General features: G+C 70.5%; 19 protein-coding genes. 15 read left to right on the forward strand and 4 right to left on the reverse strand.

Annotated elements, in window-relative coordinates; all coding sequences use genetic code 11:
* Positions 1-32: 32 nt before the first annotated feature.
* Positions 33-428: a hypothetical protein gene (locus tag OG984_RS22865; protein WP_328528479.1), complete on the forward strand. Its 396-nt coding sequence runs from the start codon at positions 33-35 to the stop codon at positions 426-428.
* Positions 429-438: 10 nt separating this feature from the next.
* Here the strand turns inward: OG984_RS22865 and OG984_RS22870 are convergent, their stop codons facing one another.
* Positions 439-903 (reverse strand): Lrp/AsnC family transcriptional regulator, encoded by a 465-nt coding sequence (locus tag OG984_RS22870; protein ID WP_328528480.1) that lies wholly within the window; start codon positions 901-903, stop codon positions 439-441.
* 83 nt (positions 904-986) lie between these two features.
* Here OG984_RS22870 and OG984_RS22875 point away from each other — a divergent pair, with 83 nt between their 5' ends.
* Positions 987-1,964: an EamA family transporter gene (locus OG984_RS22875; RefSeq protein WP_328528481.1), complete on the forward strand. Its 978-nt coding sequence runs from the start codon at positions 987-989 to the stop codon at positions 1,962-1,964.
* Between the two features lie 100 nt (positions 1,965-2,064).
* Here the strand turns inward: OG984_RS22875 and OG984_RS22880 are convergent, their stop codons facing one another.
* Entirely contained in the window at positions 2,065-2,484 is a 420-nt protein-coding gene (locus tag OG984_RS22880; RefSeq protein WP_328528482.1) for a MarR family winged helix-turn-helix transcriptional regulator, read from the reverse strand.
* 84 nt (positions 2,485-2,568) lie between these two features.
* Between OG984_RS22880 and OG984_RS22885 the strand changes: the two genes are divergently transcribed.
* The 10 genes from OG984_RS22885 (at position 2,569) to OG984_RS22930 (ending at position 15,438) form a co-directional block, all read left to right on the forward strand.
* On the forward strand, positions 2,569-3,354 hold the full coding sequence (locus OG984_RS22885) for a crotonase/enoyl-CoA hydratase family protein (RefSeq protein WP_328528483.1): 786 nt from the start codon (positions 2,569-2,571) through the stop codon (positions 3,352-3,354).
* Positions 3,351-5,330, forward strand: a complete 1,980-nt coding sequence (locus tag OG984_RS22890) for an acetoacetate--CoA ligase (RefSeq protein ID WP_328528484.1) — start codon at positions 3,351-3,353, stop codon at positions 5,328-5,330. The genes OG984_RS22885 and OG984_RS22890 overlap by 4 nt, the downstream gene beginning before the upstream one ends.
* Positions 5,327-6,226 carry a 3-hydroxyacyl-CoA dehydrogenase NAD-binding domain-containing protein gene (locus tag OG984_RS22895; RefSeq protein WP_328528485.1) on the forward strand — a complete coding sequence of 300 codons (900 nt, stop codon included), beginning with the start codon at positions 5,327-5,329 and terminating at the stop codon, positions 6,224-6,226. The genes OG984_RS22890 and OG984_RS22895 overlap by 4 nt, the downstream gene beginning before the upstream one ends.
* A 35-nt stretch (positions 6,227-6,261) precedes the next feature.
* The gene (locus tag OG984_RS22900) at positions 6,262-7,806 is read left to right on the forward strand and encodes an acyl-CoA synthetase (RefSeq protein ID WP_328528486.1); all 1,545 of its coding nucleotides are present in this window, start codon (positions 6,262-6,264) and stop codon (positions 7,804-7,806) included.
* Between the two features lie 7 nt (positions 7,807-7,813).
* Complete coding sequence (gene couO, locus OG984_RS22905) at positions 7,814-8,707, forward strand: 4-hydroxyphenyl-beta-ketoacyl-CoA hydrolase (protein WP_328528487.1); 894 nt, start codon at positions 7,814-7,816, stop codon at positions 8,705-8,707.
* A gap of 16 nt (positions 8,708-8,723) precedes the next feature.
* Positions 8,724-9,722: an AraC family transcriptional regulator gene (locus tag OG984_RS22910; protein ID WP_328528488.1), complete on the forward strand. Its 999-nt coding sequence runs from the start codon at positions 8,724-8,726 to the stop codon at positions 9,720-9,722.
* A gap of 131 nt (positions 9,723-9,853) precedes the next feature.
* Positions 9,854-11,443 carry an FAD-binding oxidoreductase gene (locus OG984_RS22915; RefSeq protein ID WP_328528489.1) on the forward strand — a complete coding sequence of 530 codons (1,590 nt, stop codon included), beginning with the start codon at positions 9,854-9,856 and terminating at the stop codon, positions 11,441-11,443.
* 1 nt (position 11,444) lies between these two features.
* Positions 11,445-12,929, forward strand: a complete 1,485-nt coding sequence (locus tag OG984_RS22920; protein WP_328528490.1) for an aldehyde dehydrogenase family protein — start codon at positions 11,445-11,447, stop codon at positions 12,927-12,929.
* On the forward strand, positions 12,926-14,032 hold the full coding sequence (locus OG984_RS22925) for an NAD(P)-dependent alcohol dehydrogenase (RefSeq protein WP_328528491.1): 1,107 nt from the start codon (positions 12,926-12,928) through the stop codon (positions 14,030-14,032). Before OG984_RS22920 ends, OG984_RS22925 begins: the two co-directional genes overlap by 4 nt.
* Before the next feature lie 104 nt (positions 14,033-14,136).
* Positions 14,137-15,438: an MFS transporter gene (locus OG984_RS22930; protein WP_328528492.1), complete on the forward strand. Its 1,302-nt coding sequence runs from the start codon at positions 14,137-14,139 to the stop codon at positions 15,436-15,438.
* A 51-nt stretch (positions 15,439-15,489) separates the two neighbouring features.
* Here the strand turns inward: OG984_RS22930 and OG984_RS22935 are convergent, their stop codons facing one another.
* Positions 15,490-15,960 carry a winged helix-turn-helix transcriptional regulator gene (locus OG984_RS22935; RefSeq protein WP_196872507.1) on the reverse strand — a complete coding sequence of 157 codons (471 nt, stop codon included), beginning with the start codon at positions 15,958-15,960 and terminating at the stop codon, positions 15,490-15,492.
* A 94-nt stretch (positions 15,961-16,054) separates the two neighbouring features.
* Here OG984_RS22935 and OG984_RS22940 point away from each other — a divergent pair, with 94 nt between their 5' ends.
* Positions 16,055-16,519: an SRPBCC family protein gene (locus tag OG984_RS22940; protein WP_328528493.1), complete on the forward strand. Its 465-nt coding sequence runs from the start codon at positions 16,055-16,057 to the stop codon at positions 16,517-16,519.
* A gap of 3 nt (positions 16,520-16,522) precedes the next feature.
* On the opposite strand, the gene OG984_RS22945 is transcribed toward OG984_RS22940, so the two are convergent.
* Entirely contained in the window at positions 16,523-16,969 is a 447-nt protein-coding gene (locus OG984_RS22945; protein WP_328528494.1) for a hypothetical protein, read from the reverse strand.
* 139 nt (positions 16,970-17,108) lie between these two features.
* Between OG984_RS22945 and OG984_RS22950 the strand changes: the two genes are divergently transcribed.
* Both OG984_RS22950 and OG984_RS22955 read left to right on the forward strand, forming a co-directional pair.
* Positions 17,109-18,293, forward strand: coding sequence for a sensor histidine kinase (locus tag OG984_RS22950; RefSeq protein WP_328528495.1), 1,185 nt, complete (start codon positions 17,109-17,111; stop codon positions 18,291-18,293).
* Positions 18,290-18,952 (forward strand): response regulator transcription factor, encoded by a 663-nt coding sequence (locus tag OG984_RS22955; RefSeq protein ID WP_328528496.1) that lies wholly within the window; start codon positions 18,290-18,292, stop codon positions 18,950-18,952. Before OG984_RS22950 ends, OG984_RS22955 begins: the two co-directional genes overlap by 4 nt.
* Positions 18,953-19,048: the final 96 nt, after the last annotated feature.

The raw sequence follows: 19,048 nt of genomic DNA on the forward strand, positions 1-19,048 counted from the left end.
GTGACCACTGGTCACGTTCGGGCGGAGGCGCGATGTCGAGCACGGGGAATGACATTCTGAGGCGCCGATCCCAGGCGGTCGCCGACGCGGTGGCGTCCCGCTTCGCGCCGACGACCTACACGCAGGTGGACCGCGTCGGTCGCACCGAGGTCCGGCTGGCGATGCCGCACTGCCTGGTCGAGTTCGAGCTGGACTGGATGGACGACCTGGTCGAGGTCTTCATCCGGCCTCTGGGGTCGGGACGACATGCTCGGCGGCGGCTGGTCGGGATGCTTCCCGCCTACGAGCGCGCGCTGTTCGAGAGCGAGACCAAGCGAGCGGTCGGACGCGGCGGCCTGCGCGGCATGGCAGCCCAGATCGACGCCGCCGCGCGAGCTTTCGAGCGGCTCTACGTCGACACCCCGGCCGGCCGCGAAGCCAGCTCCTGACCGCGGGCGCTCACCCCAGCGGGAGCGGGGCGCTCTCCTTGGTGTTGCCGAAGGCGAAGGTGGTCTCGATCGAGGCCAGGGCGGGCATGGTGCGGAGGTTGTCGCGCAGGAACTGCTCGTAGGTCTCGAAGGACGGTGTGACGATCTTGAGCAGGTAGTCGTGGTCGCCGGCCAGGACGTACGCCTCGGTGATGTCGGGAATGGCGCGCAGGTGCTCCTCGACGGCCTCGACGGCGGCGTTGGTATGGGTGGCCATCTTGATGCGTACGAACGCGGTGATGTTCATGCCGACGGCGTGCGGGTCGATGACGGCGCGGTAGCCGCTGATCACGCCGGCCTCCTCCAGGGCTCGTACGCGGCGCAGGCACGGCGAGGGGGAGAGGCCGACGCGGTCGGCGAGCTCCTGGTTGGTCAGGCGACCGTTCTGCTGGAGCTCCCAGAGGATGTGCTTGTCGGTGTCGTCGAGCGTGCGCATGTGGCAGATTCTGCCACTCATCGCGGTGAGGATGGCAGATCCGGCAATCATGTGCGCCTTGGATTTGCCTATCGTGGCGCGACATGGGGATGCGACAGGAGAGCGGCACGCCAGTGCCGGCCGGGTGGGCTGCACTGGGGATGACGGTCGTGCTCTGGTCGTCGTTCGCGCTGAGCACGCGCGGCATCGGCGGGTCCAGCCTGACCGTCGCCGATGCCGCGTTCCTCCGGTTCGTGACGCCGGTGGTCCTGCTCGCCCCGCTGCTGCCGAGCACGATCCGAGCCGTACGCCGCGAGCGACCGGAGGTCCTCGCCCTGCTGCTCGTCGGTGGGCTCCCGCACTTCCTCGTCTTCGCGTTCGGTGCCCACCTGACCAGCGCGGCGCTGACGGGGATGCTGGTCCCGGGCACGGTGCCGTTGTTCGTCACGTTGCTCGCGATGGCACGCGGCCGTACCTCGATGCCGCTGCGGCGGCTGGCGGCCCTGGGGCTCATCACCGCGGGGGTCGTGGTGAGCGGGTTCCTGGTCGGCGGTGGCGCGTCGCTCGGCGGGGTCGGCCTGCTCCTCGTCGGCGGGTTCGCCTGGGCGGTGTTCACGACGGGCCTGCAGCGTACGAGCCTGACGCTCCTGCAGATGGTGGTGGCGATCTGCACGATCTCGAGCCTGGCCGCGCTCGTCCTGGCGGTCTCCGGCGCGATGCCGTCGCACCTGCTGGCCGGGACCGCCGAGGTCAGCGACGTGGTCGCCCTCACCGTGCTCCAGGGCATCGGGACCGGGCTGATGTCGACGCTCTGCTACGCCTTCTCCGTCAGGGCACTCGGCAGCAGCCGGGCCTCGGTCGGGGGTGCGGTCAGCCCGGTGCTGACCGCCGTCGTCGCGGTCCCGATCTTCGGTGAGCAGATCGGCCTCGGGCTCGCCGTCGCTCTGGCGCTCGTCGTGGTCGGTGTCGCCGCCTTCGGCAGTTCGTCGCCGACCCGGCGCCACAGTCTCACGATCCAGCGTCGAGTCGGCGTGAATGTCTCAAGATCCAAGGCCGAGTCGGCGCGTCTGGCTCAGATCTGAACGCCGAGTCGGCGCATCTGACCCAAGCCTCGATCAGACATGGGACAGACGCGCCGACTCGGGCGCTTTTCGCGGGACAGTTGCGCCGGGTCGGCGGATTTCAGGACAGGGCTCGGCGAGCGGTGTCCAGGAACGTACGGAACGACTCGCGGTCCTCGGGGCCGAGGTCGGCGAGCATCTGCTCCTCGAGCTCCTCGACGCGCGGGTCGTAGGTGTCGAGGAAGGCGCGGCCCTCGGCGGTGAGGCTGATCAGCATCCGACGCCGGTTGTCGGGGTCGGTGCGGCGCTCGATGAGGCCGCGGCGCTCGAGGGCGCCGATGAGGTCGGCGGCCGACTGGGCGCGTACGAACGAGGCGCGAGCGAGGTCGGCGGCGCTCATCGTGGGGCGGCGCTCGAGCACCGAGAGCGCGGTGTACTGCAGGGCGGTGACCCCTGATTCCTTCAGCACGGCGTCGAGCCGCGCTCGGGTGGCGAGCTCGAGCTGCTTGACGACGTAGAGCAGCAGGGGTGCGTCGGTCATGCGGTCATTCAAGCATCGCGGCGCTTGCGGGAGGCGACTACTTCTGAGATTATCAGGATTCCTGTCAATCATGAGGAGTTCATCATGCTCGGAACCCCCCTGCCCGATGCCCTGCGGGCGGAGCGCATCGACGACATCGCGGTGCTGACCCTCGCCCGCCCGGCGAAGCGGAACGCGCTCAGCGACGAGGCGGTGCTCGGGATCGAGCGGTTCTTCGACGGTCTCGAACCGGACGTACGTGCCGTCGTCATCGACGCGGACGGCGACCACTTCTGCGCCGGGCTCGACCTGGCCGAGATGACCGAGCGTGACACCCTCGCCGGGGTCGCCCACTCGCGGATGTGGCACCGGGTCTTCGAGAAGATCGAGTTCGGGCCGGTGCCGGTCGTGGCGGCGCTGAAGGGCGCCGTGGTCGGGGGCGGGCTGGAGCTCGCCGCCGCCGCGCACGTCCGGGTCGCGGAGGAGTCGACCTTCTACGCGCTCCCCGAGGGACAGCGCGGGCTCTTCGTCGGTGGCGGCGCCTCGGTGCGCGTCCCGCGACTCATCGGGGTCCCACGGATGGCCGACATGATGCTGACCGGCCGTCGCTACGACGCGCAGGAGGGGCTGGCGCTGGGCCTGAGCCAGTACGCCGTGGCCGATGGACTGGGCCGCAAGACCGCCCTCGAGCTGGCCGGCCGGATCGCGCAGAACGCGCCCCAGACCAACTTCGCGGTCGTGCAGGCGCTGCCGCGCATCGCCGAGGCCAACCCCCGAGACGGCTTCCTGATGGAGTCGCTGATGGCCGCGATCGCCCAGGGGACCGACGACGCCAAGGGCCGGATGCAGGACTTCCTCGACGGCCGCGGCAAGAAGGTGACGGACCAGTGAGCATCGAGCAGGGTGACGTCGTCTGGTCCCCGCCCGCGGACATCCTCGAGGCCTCCCGCGTCGGTGAGTTCCTGGCCTGGCTCGCCCGCGAGCGCTCCGTGGAGATGACGACTCATGAGGAGCTGTGGCGCTGGTCGGTGACCGACCTCGATGGCTTCTGGTCGGCGGTGTGGGAGTTCTTCGGGGTGCGGTCGCACGCTGCGTACGACACCGTCCTGGCATCCCGCGAGATGCCCGGCGCGCGCTGGTTCCCGGGCGCGACCCTCAACTATGCCGAGCACGCGCTCGGCACCGACGACGATCTCGACCGGGTCGCGGTGCTCGGCCGGTCGCAGACCCGTGACGACGTCGAGCTGACCTTCGGCGACCTGCGCGACCAGGTGGCCCGGGCGCGGGCGGCGCTGAAAGGCATGGGCGTACGCCGCGGCGACCGTGTCGCCGGCTACCTCCCCAACATTCCCGAGGCCCTGGTCGCCTACCTCGCGACCGCCAGCCTGGGCGCGACCTGGGCAACGTGTGCGACCGAGTTCGGGCCGCGCAGCGTGATCGACCGCTTCGCTCAGATCGAGCCGGTCGTGCTGCTGGTCGCCGGTGGCTACCGCTACGGCGCCAAGGACGTCGACCGTCGCTCCCAGGTGGCCGAGATCCGGGCCGAGCTGCCGTCGGTGCGGCACGTGGTCGACGTTGAGTACGGGGCACACCGGGTTGAAGACGCCCTCTCCTGGACCTCCCTGCTCGACGCGGATGACGAGGCGGAACTCGCCTTCGAGCCGGTGCCGTTCGACCACCCGCTGGTGGTGCTCTTCTCCTCCGGCACGACCGGCCGGCCGAAGGCGATCGTCCACGGCCACGGCGGCATCCTGCTCGAGCACCTCAAGAACCACGCGCTCTCGTGGGACATGGGGCCACAGGACCGGATGCTCTGGTTCTCCACGACCGCCTGGATGATGTGGAACGCCCTGGTCTCCTCGCTCCTGGTGCGCTCCTCGATCGTCATGGTCGACGGCAACCCGATGCACCCCGACCTCACCTGGCAGTGGCGGCTCGCCGCGTCGACCGGGGCGACGGTCATGGGAGCCAGCCCTGGGTTCGTGATGGCCTGCCGCAAGGAGGGTCTCGAGCTGAAGGACCTCGGTGACCTGCGGATTCGCGTCCTCGGCTCGGCCGGTGCGCCACTCCCTCCGGAGGGCTACGCCTGGTTGTCCGACCAGCTCCCCGACGCCCAGATCAACGTCGGCAGCGGCGGCACCGACGTCTGCTCCGGCATCGTGCAGAACAACCCGCTGCTCCCGGTCTACGCCGGCGAGATCTCCGGTCGCTGCCTCGGCGTCGACGCCCACGCCTATGACGAGTCCGGCCGCCCGGTCACCGGCACTCTCGGCGAGCTGGTCATCACCTCGCCGATGCCCTCGATGCCGGTCGGCTTCTGGGGCGACGAGGACGGTTCTCGTTACCGCGAGGCCTACTTCGGCCACTATCCCGGGGTCTGGCGCCACGGCGACTGGATCCTCTTCCACGACAACGGCAGCTGCCACGTCGCCGGCCGCTCCGACGCGACCCTCAACCGCGGTGGCGTACGTCTCGGCACCGCCGAGTTCTACCGCGTCGCCGAGGAGGTGGACGGTGTCGCCGACTCGCTCGTCGTCCACCTCGAGGATCCTGACGGGGGCAACGGTGAGCTGCTGCTCTTCGTCGTCACCGACGAGGGCGTACGTCTCGACGACTCGCTCCGCGCCCGGCTGGTCGGTGCGCTGCGCTCCGCGCTCTCCCCGCGGCACATCCCGGACCAGGTGATCGAGGTGCCGGCGGTGCCGCGCAACCTCACCGGCAAGAAGCTCGAGCTGCCGGCCAAGCGCATCCTGCAGGGGGTCCGCATGGAGGACGTGGCCAGCCGGGACGCCCTCGCGAACCCGGCGTCGCTCGACCCGTTCGTCGCGCTGGCCAGGTCCGGCGCCCTGCGGAAGGTGGACGCATGAGGAGCGGCGAGAACGTTCGTACGCTCGGGGTCGTCGGCACCGGCGCGATCGGTGTCAGCTGGGTGGTCCTCGGGCTCGAGCACGGACTGGACGTGGTCGCCTGGGATCCGGCCGAGGGGGCCGAGGAACGGCTGCGCGCGCAGGTTCCCGAGGGATCTCTGCGGTTCGCGGACGGCATCGAGGACCTCGGCGCGGCCGCCGACCTGGTGCTCGAGAGCGGACCCGAGCGGCTGGAGGTCAAGCGCGAGATCTTCGCCGCGCTCGACGCGGCGGCGTCGGCCGACGTAGTGCTGACCAGCAGCTCCTCGGGGCTCATGCCGAGCACGTTCCAGGACGCCTGCACGCGGCATCCGGAGCGGGTGCTGGTCGCCCACCCGTTCAACCCGCCGCACCTGGTGCCGCTGGTCGAGGTCGTCGGCGGTTCGGCGACGTCGGCCGAGGCCGTCGAGGCTGCCCTGGAGACCCTGCGCCACCTGGGCAAACGCCCCATCCGCATCCGCCGCGAGGTGCCCGGCCATGTGGCCAACCGGCTCCAGGCGGCGCTGTGGCGCGAGGCCTATCACCTCGTCGACCAGGGCATCGTCTCCGTCGCCGACATCGACACCGCGATCGCCGACGGGCCGGGGCTGCGCTGGTCGCTGCTCGGACCCTTCGCCACCCAGCATCTCTCGGGCGGTCCGGGCGGGCTGGGCCATGTGCTCGAGCACCTCGGCCCGCCCATGGTCGACTGGTGGGACGACCTGGGTCACCCCGAGCTCACCGCCGGCCTGATCGACAAGCTGGTCGACGGGGTCGACGAGGAGCTCGACGGGACCTCCGCCGAGGACCTGGTCGTGCGCCGCGACCAGGCGCTGCGTCGACTGCTGGAGATCAAGACCGACCTCGGGCTCAGCTGAGCCCCACACACCTAAGACGACGAACGAGGATCGACATGTTGGACAGCGGCATCGGATCGTGGCCCGCCCGCCGGGCCCGGATGACCCCTGGCGCGCGGGCGTTCGTGCAGGACGACGCGGTGGTGACGTACGCCGAGGTCGACCGCCTCGTCGAGGCGGTCGCCCGGGGGCTGCGTGCCCGCGGCGTCGCGACGGGCGACCGGGTCGCCTTCCTCGGCCTGAACTCGATCGAGCTCGCGGTGACGCTCTTCGCCACCGCGCGGCTGGGGGCGGTCTTCCTGCCGCTCAACACCCGCCTCGCGCCGCCCGAGCTGGCCTGGATCCTCACCGACGCCGAGCCCGCGCTGCTGATCCACGCCGACGACTTCGACGAGGCGGTCTCCGCCGAGGCGGTCGCGACCCTCGGGCTGCCGAGCCACCGGTTCAACGCTGCCGGCGGGCACGGGCTGGACACGCTGGCCATCGAGCCGGCGGGGGAGCGGGCAGGGGAGACGGCCGGCCGGATCGACGTCGAGGTCGGCCCGGACGACGTCTTCATGATCCAGTACACCTCCGGCACCAGCGGCCGCCCCAAGGGCGTGATGTTGACGCACGGCAACATCGCCTGGAACGCGTTCAACCTGCTCGTCGACGTCGACATCCGATCCGACGAGATCGCCCTGGTCACCGCACCGCTGTTCCACACCGCCGCGCTCAACCAGGTGCTGCTGCCGACCTTCCTCAAGGGCGGGACCTCCCTGATCGCGGCCCGCTTCGACCCGGCCAAGGCGATCGCCACCATCGAGCGGGAGCGGGTCACCCTGCTCTTCGGCGTCACCTCGATGTACCAGGCCCTCGCCCAGGAGCCGACCTGGGCGAGCGCCGACCTCGACAGCCTCCGCTCGGCCCTGAGCGGGGGCGCGCCGATCCCACGCACCCTGCTCGACACCTGGCAGAGCCGCGGTTTGCACATCATCCAGGGATACGGCCTGACCGAGGCCTCCCCGGGGACGACCATGCTGCGCGCCGGCGACGGCCTCGACAAGCTCGGCTCCGCCGGCACCCCCTGCTTCTTCACCGACGTACGCGTCGTCGCCCCCGGCGGCGAGGACGCCACCCCCGGCCATCCCGGTGAGGTCCACGTCAGCGGTCCCAACGTGACCCCCGGCTACTGGCACAACGGCGCGGCGACGGAGGCTGCCTTCGACGGGCCCTGGCTGCGTACGGGCGATGTCGCGGTGCTCGACGACGACGGCTTCCTCTACGTGGTCGACCGGGTCAAGGACATGTTCATCAGCGGCGGCGAGAACGTCTACCCGGCCGAGGTCGAGCAGGCCGTCTACACCCATCCCGACGTCGCCGAGGCCGCCGTCATCGGCGTTCCCGACGAGCGCTGGGGCGAGGTCGGCCGAGCTGTCGTCGTACGTCGACCCGACTCCGCCCTCACCCAGGACGACCTGCTGAAACACCTCGACGGACGGCTGGCCCGCTACAAGATCCCCAAGGCCGTCGTCTTCGTCGACGAGATCCCGCACAACGCCTCCGGGAAGCTGTTGAAGTCCCGGGTGCGCGAGCTGTACGGCACCCCGGAAGGACAGTGACCAGGACATGACCAAGCGCTACGAGCCACGCATCGACACCGGCGCGATTCGCGCCCTCGACATGCACGCCCACGTCGAGGCCGACCACCACGGTCACCTCTCGCTCGACCAGGAGCTGATGGACGCCTCGGCGGCCTACTTCCGCGGCGACCACCCACGCACCCCGACCGTCGACGACCTCGCGGCCTACTACCGCGAGCGGGACATGGCCGCGGTGATCTTCACCGTCGACGCCTCGACCGGCCTCGATCACCCGCCGCTGTCGAGCGAGGAGATCGCCGAGCGTGCGACCGAGCACGCCGACGCGCTGATCCCGTTCGGCTCGGTCGACCCCCGCAAGGGCAACGCGGCCGTGAAGCAGGCCACGAAACTGGTCGAGGACTACGGCGTACGCGGCTTCAAGTTCCATCCCGGCCTGCAGGCTTTCTCCCCGAACGACCCGGAGCACCGCCCGCTGTGGGCGACCCTGCAGGAGCTCGGCGTCATCGCCCTGTTCCACACCGGCCAGACCGGGATCGGCGCCGGTCTCCCCGGCGGCCGCGGGATCAAGCTGCGCTACTCCGACCCGCTGCTCCTCGATGACGTGGCCGCCGACTTCCCCGACCTGCAGATCGTGATGGCCCATCCTGCCGTCCCGTGGGTCGACGTGCAGATCTCGATCGCCACCCACAAGGCCAACGTGCACATCGACCTCTCCGGCTGGTCGCCGAAGTACTTCCCGCCGCAGCTGGTCAAGCAGCTCAACGGCCCGCTGCGACGTAAGGTGTTGTTCGGCTCGGACTTCCCCGTCATCACGCCCGTTCGCTGGTTCGACGACCTGGAGAGGCTCGAGATCAAGGACGAGGTCCGTCCGCTGCTGCTGAAGGAGAACGCGATCCGGCTGCTCGGACTGGGATCCTGACCACCAGGAGGACACGATGTCGCACACCATCTCCGCGGACATCACCGACATCGACGAGGCGCGGTCGGTCGGCGGCGAGCTCTTCTATCCCCATGACGTCGAGGTCACCGGCCGCGACCACCGGTTCGGCGTGCACCTGGCCGTACGCACCTTCGGCCCGGTGACGGTCGGCAGGCTTGCCTACGAGTCCGCCGTGCGGATCGAGACCGGCCCGCTCCGCGACGGCTACCAGGTCAACCTCCCGGTCACCGGCGCGATCTGCACCGCCTACGGTCAGGACACCGTCATCGCGACGCCGACGCTGGCGGCGGTGCACAGCCCGCACCGGCCGACCCGTCTGGAGGGATGGGGTGGCGGCGAGGACGTCATGGCCGTGAAGCTGGACCGGTTCGCCGTCGAGGACACCCTCGAGCGACTCCTGGGCCACCCGCTGCGAAGCCCTCTCGAGATGGCGCCCGGCCTGGCGGTGGACCGCGGCCCCGGCCAGGAGCTGTGGCAGCTGACCCGTGTTCTCGTCGACCAGGTCTATGCGGACCTGGCGGACGGACGCGGGCCGACCTCGGGCGGGTCGGCCTTCGACGCGTCGCCGTTCGCCGAGTCGCTCGGGCAGAGCATCATCACCGGCCTGCTCTACGCCCACGAGCACAACTACGCCGAGGAGCTGAAACACCCGGCCGCCCCCGGCGGTCCGGCCGCGATCCGCGCCGCGGTCGCCTACATCGAGGAGCACGCCGCCGAGCCGATCGGGGTCAACGACGTGGCCGCACACGCCGGCCTCTGCGTGCGCGCGCTCCAGCAGGGCTTCGCCCGGCATCTGGAGACCACTCCGAGCGGGTATCTGCGGCAGGTGCGGCTGGGGCGGGTGCGCGACGCGCTGCTCGCGAGCGACGCCGAGGCCACGACCGTGGCCACGGTGGCCTCGCGGTGGGGGTTCTTCAGCCTCGGCAGGTTCGCGGCGCAGTACCGCGAGGCGTACGGCGAGACGCCGTCGCAGACGTTGCGGCGGAGAGTCTGAGCCGGCCGTTCGCTCAGCGGCTGAGTTCACCGTTCGCATCGCGAACAGAGCCGTTCGTCTTCCGCATTTCTGGCGGGCCGGAGGGTCTCTAGCGTCGGAGTGACAGCCGTCACACCGACTAGGAGGACCCGATGTCCCGCACCTTGCCACCCGACGTCTCCGAACAGGACTTCGCTCGCGCGCTCGACGCCTTCGCGGCGGTCGTCGGAGCGGAGTGGGTGATCTCCGATCCCGCCGAGCTCGCGACGTACGCCGATCCCTACCCCGTCGGCGAAGGCCACGGCCAGGCGCCGTCGGCGGTCGTCTCCCCGGCCGACGTGGAGCAGGTCCAGGCGGTCGTCCGGGTCGCGAACGAGCACGGCATCCCGCTGATGCCGATCTCGACCGGCAAGAACAACGGCTACGGCGGCGCCTCGCCCCGGCTCGCCGGATCGGTCGTGGTGAACACCGGCGCCCGGATGAACAAGATCATCGAGGTCGACGAGAAGTACGGCTACGCGCTGGTCGAGCCGGGTGTGACGTACTTCGATCTCTACGACCACCTCGAGGAGCACGCGCCGAGCCTGATGCTCGACTGCCCCGACCTCGGCTGGGGCAGCGTCGTGGGCAACACCCTGGACCGGGGCGTGGGCTACACACCGTACGGCGACCACCTGATGTGGCAGACCGGCCTCGAGGTCGTGCTGCCGCAGGGCGAGGTGATGCGCACCGGGATGGGTGCCGTGCCCGACAGCAACACCTGGCAGCTGTTCCCCTACGGCTTCGGACCCTTCCCCGACGGCCTGTTCACGCAGAGCAACCTGGGCATCGTCACCAAGATGGGGATCGCGCTGATGCAGCGCCCGCCGGCCTCGGCGACGTACCTGATCACGTTCGAGAACGAGTCGGACCTCGAGCAGATCGTCGATACGATGCTGCCGCTGCGGATCAACATGGCGCCGATCCAGAACGTGCCGGTCATCCGCAACATCATCCTGGACGCAGCGGCCGTCTCGAAGCGCAGCGAGTGGTACGACGGCGAGGGCCCGCTGCCCGCGGAGGCGATCGAGCGGATGAAGTCCGAGCTCGACCTCGGCTACTGGAACTTCTACGGCACCGTCTACGGCCCGCCGGCGATGATCGAGTTGTATCTCGGCATGATCAAGGAGGCCTTCCTCCAGATCCCCGGGGCCCGGTTCTTCACCGACGAGGACCGCAACGACCCGACCGACCGCGGCGCGCACGTGCTGCAGGACCGGCACAAGATCAACAACGGTCGCCCGAGCCTCGACGAGCTCGCCGTCCTCGACTTCGTCCCGCACGGCGGCCACATCGGCTTCTCGCCGGTGTCGGCTCCCGAGGGCAAGGACGCGATGCGGCAGGCGGCGATGGTCAAGGCCCGCGCCGACGAGTACGTCAAGGACTACGCCGCGCAGTTCATCATCGGCCTGCGGGAGATGCACCACATCTGCCTGTTCCTCTACGACACCCACGACGCCGACGCCCGCCAGGAGACGCTCGACCTGACCCGCCTGCTGATCAAGGAGGCGGCCGCCGAGGGCTACGGCGAGTACCGCACCCACAACGCGCTGATGGACGACGTGATGGCGACCTTCGACTGGAACGACGGCGCTCTGCTGAAGTTCCACGAGGCGATCAAGGACGCACTCGACCCCCAGGGTGTGATCGCGCCCGGCAAGTCCGGCGTCTGGCCGGCGAAGTACCGCGGCAGGGGGCTCTGAGATGCCCGCGACGTACGAGGACCGGCAGCTGTTCATCGATGGCCGCGACACCGCCTCGGCGGCCGAGCGCCGGATGGACGTCATCGACCCGAGCACGGGCAACGTGCTGACCACCGCGCCGCTCGGCGACGCGACCGACATCGACGCCGCCGTGGCGGCGGCTCGCCGCGCCTTCGACGAGGGCCCGTGGCCGCGGATGAGCGGACGTGAGCGGGGCCGGATCCTGCACCGGGTCGCGGACCTGATCCGGGAGCGGGCCGACGAGCTGGTCGAGCTCGAGAGCCGCGACGTCGGCAAGCCGGTGACGCTGGCGCGGCACGTCGACGTCGAGACCGCGGCCCAGCAGTTCGAGTACTGCTCCGCGCTGGCGCAGACCCTCGACGGCTCGGTGCGGGACACCCCGATCCCCGTGCTCGCCTACACCCGCCGCGAGCCGCTGGGCGTGGTCGGCGCGATCACCCCGTTCAACTTCCCGCTCATCCTGTCGAGCAGCAAGATCGCGGCCGCGCTGGCCGCCGGCAACACCGTCGTGCACAAGCCGGCCGACGACACCCCGCTGAGCGCCCTGTTCATGGCCCGGCTGCTCGTCGACGCCGGTGTGCCCGCGGGCGTGCTCAACGTCGTGACCGGGACCGGCCCGGAGGCCGGCGACGCGCTGCTGCGCCATCCCGGCGTCGACAAGATCGCGTTCACGGGCTCGACGGCCGTCGGACGCCTGGCCGCGAGCGTCGCCGGCGAGCACCTGAAGCCGGTCACGATGGAGCTCGGTGGCAACGGCGCGCACCTGGTGTTCGCGGACGCCGACATCGAGGCGGCCGTGGGCGCCGTCATCAAGGCGTTCGTGTTCAACACCGGCCAGTTCTGCATGGCCGGTCCCCGGCTGCTCGTCGCGGCCGAGGTCCACGACGCGGTGGTCGAGGTGCTGCGGCAGGCGGTCCCCGGCGTACCTCTGGGTGACCCGCAGGACCCGGTCACGGTCATCGGTCCGATGGCCGGCGATCAGCACCGCAAGAAGGTCGAGGAGTACGTCGCCCTGGCCCGTCAGGAAGGCGGCCGCATCGTCACCGGCGGCGGCCGTCCCGAGCTGACCGGCGACCTCGCCGGCGGGTTCTACGTCGAGCCGACCGTGATCACCGGGTTGCCCGCCGACTCCCGGGTCGTCAACGAGGAGGTCTTCGGGCCGGTGCTCACCGTGCAGTCCTTCGCCGGCGAGGACGAGGCCGTCACGCTCGCCAACTCCACGGCGTACGGCCTCGCCGCGGGCCTGCACACCCGGGACCTCGCCCGGGCGCACCGGGTCGCTGAGCGGCTCGACGCCGGCATCGTCTGGGTCAACGACTGGGCGATGCTCGACCCGGCCGTGCCGTTCGGCGGCGTCAAGCAGTCCGGGTTCGGCCGTGAGTACGGCCCGGAGGCGCTCGAGGCGTACACGAAGACCCGATCTGTCGTCATCTCCCTTCCGACCCCAGCCCAGGAGGAGTCATGAACACCACCACCCAGGCCGCGGTGGTCGAGGCCGCCGGCGCGCCCTTCACCGTCGGAGACGTCGAGCTCGACGCGCTCCGCCCCGACGAGATACTGGTGCGGATGGTCGCCGCCGGGCTCTGCCACACCGACCTCGGCGTGGCGAGCGGCGGACTGCCGTTCCCGCTCCACGGCGTGCTCGGGCACGAGGGCGCCGGTGTGGTCGAGGAGGTCGGATCCGGCGTACGCAGCCTCGCACCCGGCGACCAGGTGCTGCTGTCGTTCAGCTCCTGCGGGAGCTGTGCCCAGTGCCGTGACGGCCACCCGGCCTACTGCGACGTCTGGCTTCCCGCCAATCTCATCGGCGGCGCCCGGATGGACGGCACCTCGCCGGTGCGGCGGGACGGCGAGCCGATCGGCGGCCACTTCTTCGGGCAGTCCTCGTTCTCCCGGCTCGCGGTGGTCGACGAGCGCAGCGCCGTACGTGTCGGGCCGGAGGCCGACCTGTTCCTGCTCGCGCCGCTCGGGTGCGGTGTGCAGACCGGGGTCGGGGCGGTCTGGAACGTGCTCGCGCCGCGGCCCGGCTCCTCCGTGGTGGTTCTCGGCGCGGGTGCCGTCGGCCTGTCGGCGGTCATGGCCGCGCGGCTGACCCCGGCCACCCGGATCGTCGCCGTCGACCTCGTGCCCGAGAGGCTCGAGTTGGCGCGCGAGCTGGGCGCGACCGACGTCGTCGAAGCCGGTCAGGTCGGCGACCTGACCGCGGCCATCACGGAGCTGACGGGCGGTGGCGCCGACGGCGTCGTGGAGACGACCGGCAACCCGGGGGTGCTCCGGCAGGGCATCGACGCCCTGGCGGCCAGAGGCACCGCGGTCATCGTCGGGGCGCCTGCGTTCGGCACCGAGGTCGGGGTCGACGTCAACACGATGCTGCCCGGCAAGCGGGTCACCGGGCTCACCCTCGGGGACGCCGAGACCCGCACGCTGATCCCGGCGCTGGCGCGACTGGTCGCGGACGGTCGGATGCCGCTGGAACGACTGGTTCGGCACTACCCGTTCGAGGAGATCCAGACGGCCGTCGCCGACATGGTCTCGGGCGCCACCGTGAAGCCGGTGCTCACCTTCTAGTCAGGTCGCGATTCGGTCGCGGGGGCTCCTTGACAGGAGTGACGTGGGTCACTCAGAATCGACAGGAATCCTGATAAACAGGAATCCTGAATGGAGCCCCCACAATGACCCTCACCTCCGGTGGTAGCACGACCGGTCCACGCACGCAGATGGGCCGGATCGTCGCCAGCAGCTTCACGGGCAGCCTGATCGAGTACTACGACTTCCTGCTCTACTCCACCGCCTCGGCGGTGGTCTTCAACGAGGTCTTCTTCTCCAACCTCGACCCGGTCACCGGCACGATCGCGTCCTTCGGCACGTTCGCCGCCGGTTACCTGGCGCGGCCGCTCGGAGGCGTGGTCTTCGGCCACTTCGGCGACCGGCTCGGCCGGAAGAAGATGCTGGTCCTGACCATGCTGATCATGGGTGTGGTCAGCTTCTTGATCGGCTGCCTGCCGACGTACGGCCAGATCGGGGCGGCTGCGCCGGTTCTCCTGGTCCTGCTCCGGGTCGTCCAGGGCGTCGCGATCGGCGGCGAGTGGGGCGGCGCGGTGCTGATCACCGCCGAGCACGCCACCTCCCGGCGCGGGCTGTGGGCCTCGTTCACCAATGCCGGCGCCCCGGCCGGCATGGTCCTCTCGACCGCGGTGATGGCGGTGATGGCCTCGGTCACCACGCCCGAGCAGTTCACCGCGTGGGGCTGGCGGGTGCCGTTCCTGCTCAGCATCGTCCTGCTCGGGGTCGGTCTCTGGATCCGGCTCAGCGTCACCGAGTCGCCGGCCTTCGAGGCGATGAAGGACCGTAGGGCAGAGGCGAAGGCGCCGCTGCTGGAGGTCCTCCGCGAGCACCCGCGTACGCTCCTACTGGCTGTCGGGGTCGGCCTCGGTGCGTTCGTGGTGCAGGGCACCTTGACCACTTTCCTGATCGCCTATGCGCTCGGGGCCGGCTTCGAGCGACCCACGGTGCTCAACGCGCTCACGGTCTCCTCGGCCGGAGCGGTCATCGGCATCCTCGGCTGGTCCGCGCTCAGTGACCGTGTCGGCCGTCGGCCTGTCGTGCTCACTGCCGCCGTCGCGACTGCGGTCTTCGCCTACCTGCTCTTCCCGATGCTCGACAGCGGGTCGGTCGCGCTGCTGGTGCTGGCGGTCGTCCTCGGCCAGTCGGTCATCCATGCCGCCTTCTACGGCCCGCTCGCCGCGCTGATGAGCGAGGTCTTCAAGACCTCCTCGCGCTACACCGGTGCCTCGCTGGGCTACCAGCTCGCCGGCATGGGCGCGGGTCTCTCCCCGCTCCTGTTCGCATCGTTGCAGAAGGCCGGCGCGAGCACCGTCATGCTCTCCACGGTCATCGCAGCCTTCTGCCTGCTGAGCGTGTTCTCGCTGGCCCGGCTCGGGGAGACCAGCTCCCGCGAGCTCGTCGACGCCTGAGGTCCCCATGCAGCAGAGCCCGCCGTGCGAGTCGCGGCGGGCTCTGCTGTCTCATCTGTCCCGGGCCGGCCGGCGAGCCGCCAGGTATTCGGCGGGCATGCCCGGCCCTGGACGCACCACGACCTGCTCGGGCGGGACGTCACCGTGCCGCTCGCACGTCGTCTCGACGTGGACCGGTTCGCCGCAGTCGGCGTGCAGGTAGTCGATGGGCCGCCCGTCGGGGGCGAACCAGGTGTCGCCCCACTCCGTGAGCGCGATCAGCGCCGGCCGCAGGCCCTGGGCCATCGCGGTGGGCCGGTAGTCGCCGGCGTCGTCGCGCGTCATCAGCCCGGCCTCGACGAGGGTGGCGAGGCGCGTCTTCAGGATGTTGGTGGCGATGCCGAGGTTGTGCTGGAAGTCCCCGTAGCGCGTGACGCCGGCGAAGATCGCGTCCCGCAGGATCAGCAGGGTCCATCGCTCGCCCACGACCTCGAGGGAGCGGGCGATGGAGCAGATCTGGCCGTCGTACGTCTTTCCGAGCACGGGACGACTCTAACAAACCACTTGCATGATGAAAGTCGTCGTGTCTACGGTGGGCTTGCATGATGCAAGTCACAGCCGATCCCAAGGGGAGACCATGAGCGACCTGACCGCAACCTTCACCGTCGATGCCACGCCGCAGGAGGCGTACGAGGCCATCAACGACGTACGTTCCTGGTGGGGGCACCACATCGCCGGCCCCACCGACCAGGTCGGGGCCGAGTGGTTCTACCTGGTGCCGGACATCCACTACTCCAAGCAGCTCGTCAAGGAGCTGGTCCCGGGCGAGCGCGTCGTGTGGGAGTTCACCGACGGCTACCTCGACTTCATCGCCGACAAGAAGGAGTGGATCGGCACGACCGGACGCTTCGACATCGCCGTCGATGGCGATCAGACCCGCGTGACCTTCACCCACGAGGGACTCGGGCGTGGAGACGAGTGCTTCGACGTCTGCTACGACGCCTGGACCCACTACATCACCGTCAGCCTCAAGGGCCGGATCGAGTCCGGTCAGGGCACCATCCGGACGCAGGACGAGGACAAGGCCGCCGTCGGCCGGTGACGCTCAGGCGAGGATGCCCCGGATCTCCTCGATCGTCCGGACGAGCAGCGCGCCGGTGTGCGGCTTCGCGACGCCCATCGTCGGCTCGGGCCACAGGGTGAGGGGGACGCTCCGGCCGTCGGCAGAGGTGATGACGAATCCCTCGACGACCCGCGCGGTGTTGATCCTGACCTCGGCGGCAGTGACGGTCGCGCCCCGTCCGGGGAGCGCGATCAGTCGCGTGGGCTGTCCCGGGCCGCTCTTCCAGACGGACACCTCATCGGGGCTCACCACGAGGATCGTCGCGGCGAGCTTCCACATCCCCATCTGCGGCCGGGTGAAATAGGCGTGGGCCGTCGCCCGGAACGTCGCGAGCGTCCTGCGCTGTCCGCGGACGGTCAGGGCGCCGTACGCGACGAGGGCCGCCAGGCCGGCCAGCAGGGCGATCACGATCAGGATGAGCAGCAGCACGGCGGGTAGTCCACCACATCCGCTGGCGAGGAGTGGTCGATATGGGCCCTCCGGAGCTACTCGGGAGAGCCCACAGTGACCACTCCTCGAGCGGTCAATCGCGCGCCGGCCGCGCTCTCGTGCCTGGTATTACTTGAACATGCTGAAGACCTGGCTCGGCCGCGGTCGTCTGGCGTTGTACGTCGCCGCGACCGTGCTGGCGATCGTGGAGGCGGCAATCCTGACCGACGCCTGGGACGTCGCGGGTGGGGTCGCCCTGCTGATCGGGGTCACGCACGCCGGCTCGATCCCGTTGGCGCTCCGGCGTCCGGTGGAGGCGGCAGGGCTCTCCCTGGTCGCGGTCACCGTGGCCGCGCTGGCGGTCGCGAGGGAGAGCCCGCCAGGATGGCCGTGGATGGTGCCACCGCCGACGCTGACCCAGCTGCTGGTACTGCTGGTGCTGACTCTGGTCGCCGGCTGGCGGTTGGCTGCGATCACCCTGGGCATCCAGGTCGCCGCGGGACTCGTTCTGGCCGTGGTCGGGCTGGCGTGGAACGACTTCGTCCCCTCGGTCGTGGAGGTGGCCAACTTCGCCTCGCTCGCGCTGCTGATCGGCGCGCTGGCCACCGTCGCCCGCCGGCTTTCGGAGAGCCGCAGCGCACTGCGCGAGGAGCACGAGCGCCGCTCGGTGGTCGAAGAGAAAGCACGCATCGCCCGCGAGCTCCACGACGTGATCGCCCACAACATGTCGCTGATCACCGTGCAGGCCAGATCGGCGCCGCACCGGGTCGACGACGTCAGCCCAGCGGCAGAGGCCGAGTTCGCCGAGATCGCCGACCTGGCGGCCTCGGCGCTGCGGCAGATGCGCGGGGTGCTCGACGTGCTGCGTACCGAGGAGGGGCAGTCGGGACGGGTCCCGGTGCCGGGCATCGACGGCCTGGGTGAGCTCTTCGAGTCTGCTCGCGGGACCGGGCAGCGGGTCGAGGTGCGCGGTGACCTCCCGGAGCTCGCCGACGTGGCGCCCGAGGTCGGCACCGCGGCCTACCGGATCGTGCAGGAGGCGCTCAGCAACGCCCGCCGTCACGCTCCCAACGAGGCGGTGAGCGTCGACATCGACCAGGCAGAAGACCTGACCGTACGCATCGCCAACCCGCTCGACGGCGCCGCCGCCTCCGGTGAGTCCACAGGCGGCGGTCACGGGCTGATCGGGATGCGCGAACGAGCCGCCGCCGTCGGCGGCAGCCTCACCGCGGGAGCGATCGACGGCGAGTTCGTCGTCGCGGCCCGGCTCCCGGCCCAAACCGCGGTGCGTACGCCCGCCAAACGCGGTAGGAAGACCCCGTGACGGTGAAGATCGTGGTGGTGGACGACCAGGAGATGGTGCGCTCCGGCTTCGTGGCGCTGCTCAGCACCCATTCGGACATCGAGGTCGTCGGCACCGCGGCGGACGGCTCCGAGGCGTTGCAGGTGGTGCGGCGTACGCATCCCGACGTGGTGCTGATGGACGTCCGGATGCCGGTGATGGACGGCATCGAGGCGCTCCGGCAGCTCTCCGAGAACCCGGCCACAGCCCAGACCAAGGTGGTCATGCTGACCACCTTCGACGCCGACGAGTACGTCCACGAGTCGCTGCGTCTCGGCGCCAGCGGGTTCCTCCTCAAGGACGCCTCGCCCGACGAGCTCGCCTCCGCGATCCGGGTCGTCCACGCCGGCGAGGCCCTGCTCTCGCCCTCGGTGACCCGGCAGGTGATCGCGCAGTTCGCCCGCGCCCCGCGCAAGCGCAAGCAGGACCCGCGCCTCAAGCAGCTCACTGAGCGTGAGCGCGAGGTGCTGGAGAACATCGCCCGCGGCAGCTCCAACAGCGAGATCGCCGCCGAGCTCTTCCTCGCCGAGCAGACCGTGAAGACCCATGTCAGCCGCATCCTCGCCAAGCTCGGCCTCCGCGACCGCGCCCAAGCCGTCGTCTTCGCCTACGAGAGCGGCCTGGTCGCGCCGCACGTCTAGCCTGACCGGCCCTCAGGGTCATCCCGCACTACCCCGGTAGGGGGTCGATTGGCTCCCCAGAGTGACGTGCGGCGGGGAACCTGAAACCTAGCGTCA

This window comes from Nocardioides sp. NBC_00368 (assembly GCF_036090055.1).
Taxonomy (GTDB): domain Bacteria; phylum Actinomycetota; class Actinomycetes; order Propionibacteriales; family Nocardioidaceae; genus Nocardioides.

What these genes read in the sequence shown, in the direction of transcription:
- OG984_RS22865 (WP_328528479.1), top strand. Translation starts at nt 33, where the DNA reads ATGTCGAGCACGGGGAATGACATTCTGAGGCGCCGATCCCAGGCGGTC.
- OG984_RS22870 (WP_328528480.1), bottom strand. Translation starts at nt 903, where the DNA reads ATGCGCACGCTCGACGACACCGACAAGCACATCCTCTGGGAGCTCCAG.
- OG984_RS22875 (WP_328528481.1), top strand. Translation starts at nt 987, where the DNA reads ATGGGGATGCGACAGGAGAGCGGCACGCCAGTGCCGGCCGGGTGGGCT.
- OG984_RS22880 (WP_328528482.1), bottom strand. Translation starts at nt 2,484, where the DNA reads ATGACCGACGCACCCCTGCTGCTCTACGTCGTCAAGCAGCTCGAGCTC.
- OG984_RS22885 (WP_328528483.1), top strand. Translation starts at nt 2,569, where the DNA reads ATGCTCGGAACCCCCCTGCCCGATGCCCTGCGGGCGGAGCGCATCGAC.
- OG984_RS22895 (WP_328528485.1), top strand. Translation starts at nt 5,327, where the DNA reads ATGAGGAGCGGCGAGAACGTTCGTACGCTCGGGGTCGTCGGCACCGGC.
- OG984_RS22900 (WP_328528486.1), top strand. Translation starts at nt 6,262, where the DNA reads ATGTTGGACAGCGGCATCGGATCGTGGCCCGCCCGCCGGGCCCGGATG.
- couO (WP_328528487.1), top strand. Translation starts at nt 7,814, where the DNA reads ATGACCAAGCGCTACGAGCCACGCATCGACACCGGCGCGATTCGCGCC.
- OG984_RS22910 (WP_328528488.1), top strand. Translation starts at nt 8,724, where the DNA reads ATGTCGCACACCATCTCCGCGGACATCACCGACATCGACGAGGCGCGG.
- OG984_RS22915 (WP_328528489.1), top strand. Translation starts at nt 9,854, where the DNA reads ATGTCCCGCACCTTGCCACCCGACGTCTCCGAACAGGACTTCGCTCGC.
- OG984_RS22920 (WP_328528490.1), top strand. Translation starts at nt 11,445, where the DNA reads ATGCCCGCGACGTACGAGGACCGGCAGCTGTTCATCGATGGCCGCGAC.
- OG984_RS22925 (WP_328528491.1), top strand. Translation starts at nt 12,926, where the DNA reads ATGAACACCACCACCCAGGCCGCGGTGGTCGAGGCCGCCGGCGCGCCC.
- OG984_RS22930 (WP_328528492.1), top strand. Translation starts at nt 14,137, where the DNA reads ATGACCCTCACCTCCGGTGGTAGCACGACCGGTCCACGCACGCAGATG.
- OG984_RS22940 (WP_328528493.1), top strand. Translation starts at nt 16,055, where the DNA reads ATGAGCGACCTGACCGCAACCTTCACCGTCGATGCCACGCCGCAGGAG.
- OG984_RS22950 (WP_328528495.1), top strand. Translation starts at nt 17,109, where the DNA reads ATGCTGAAGACCTGGCTCGGCCGCGGTCGTCTGGCGTTGTACGTCGCC.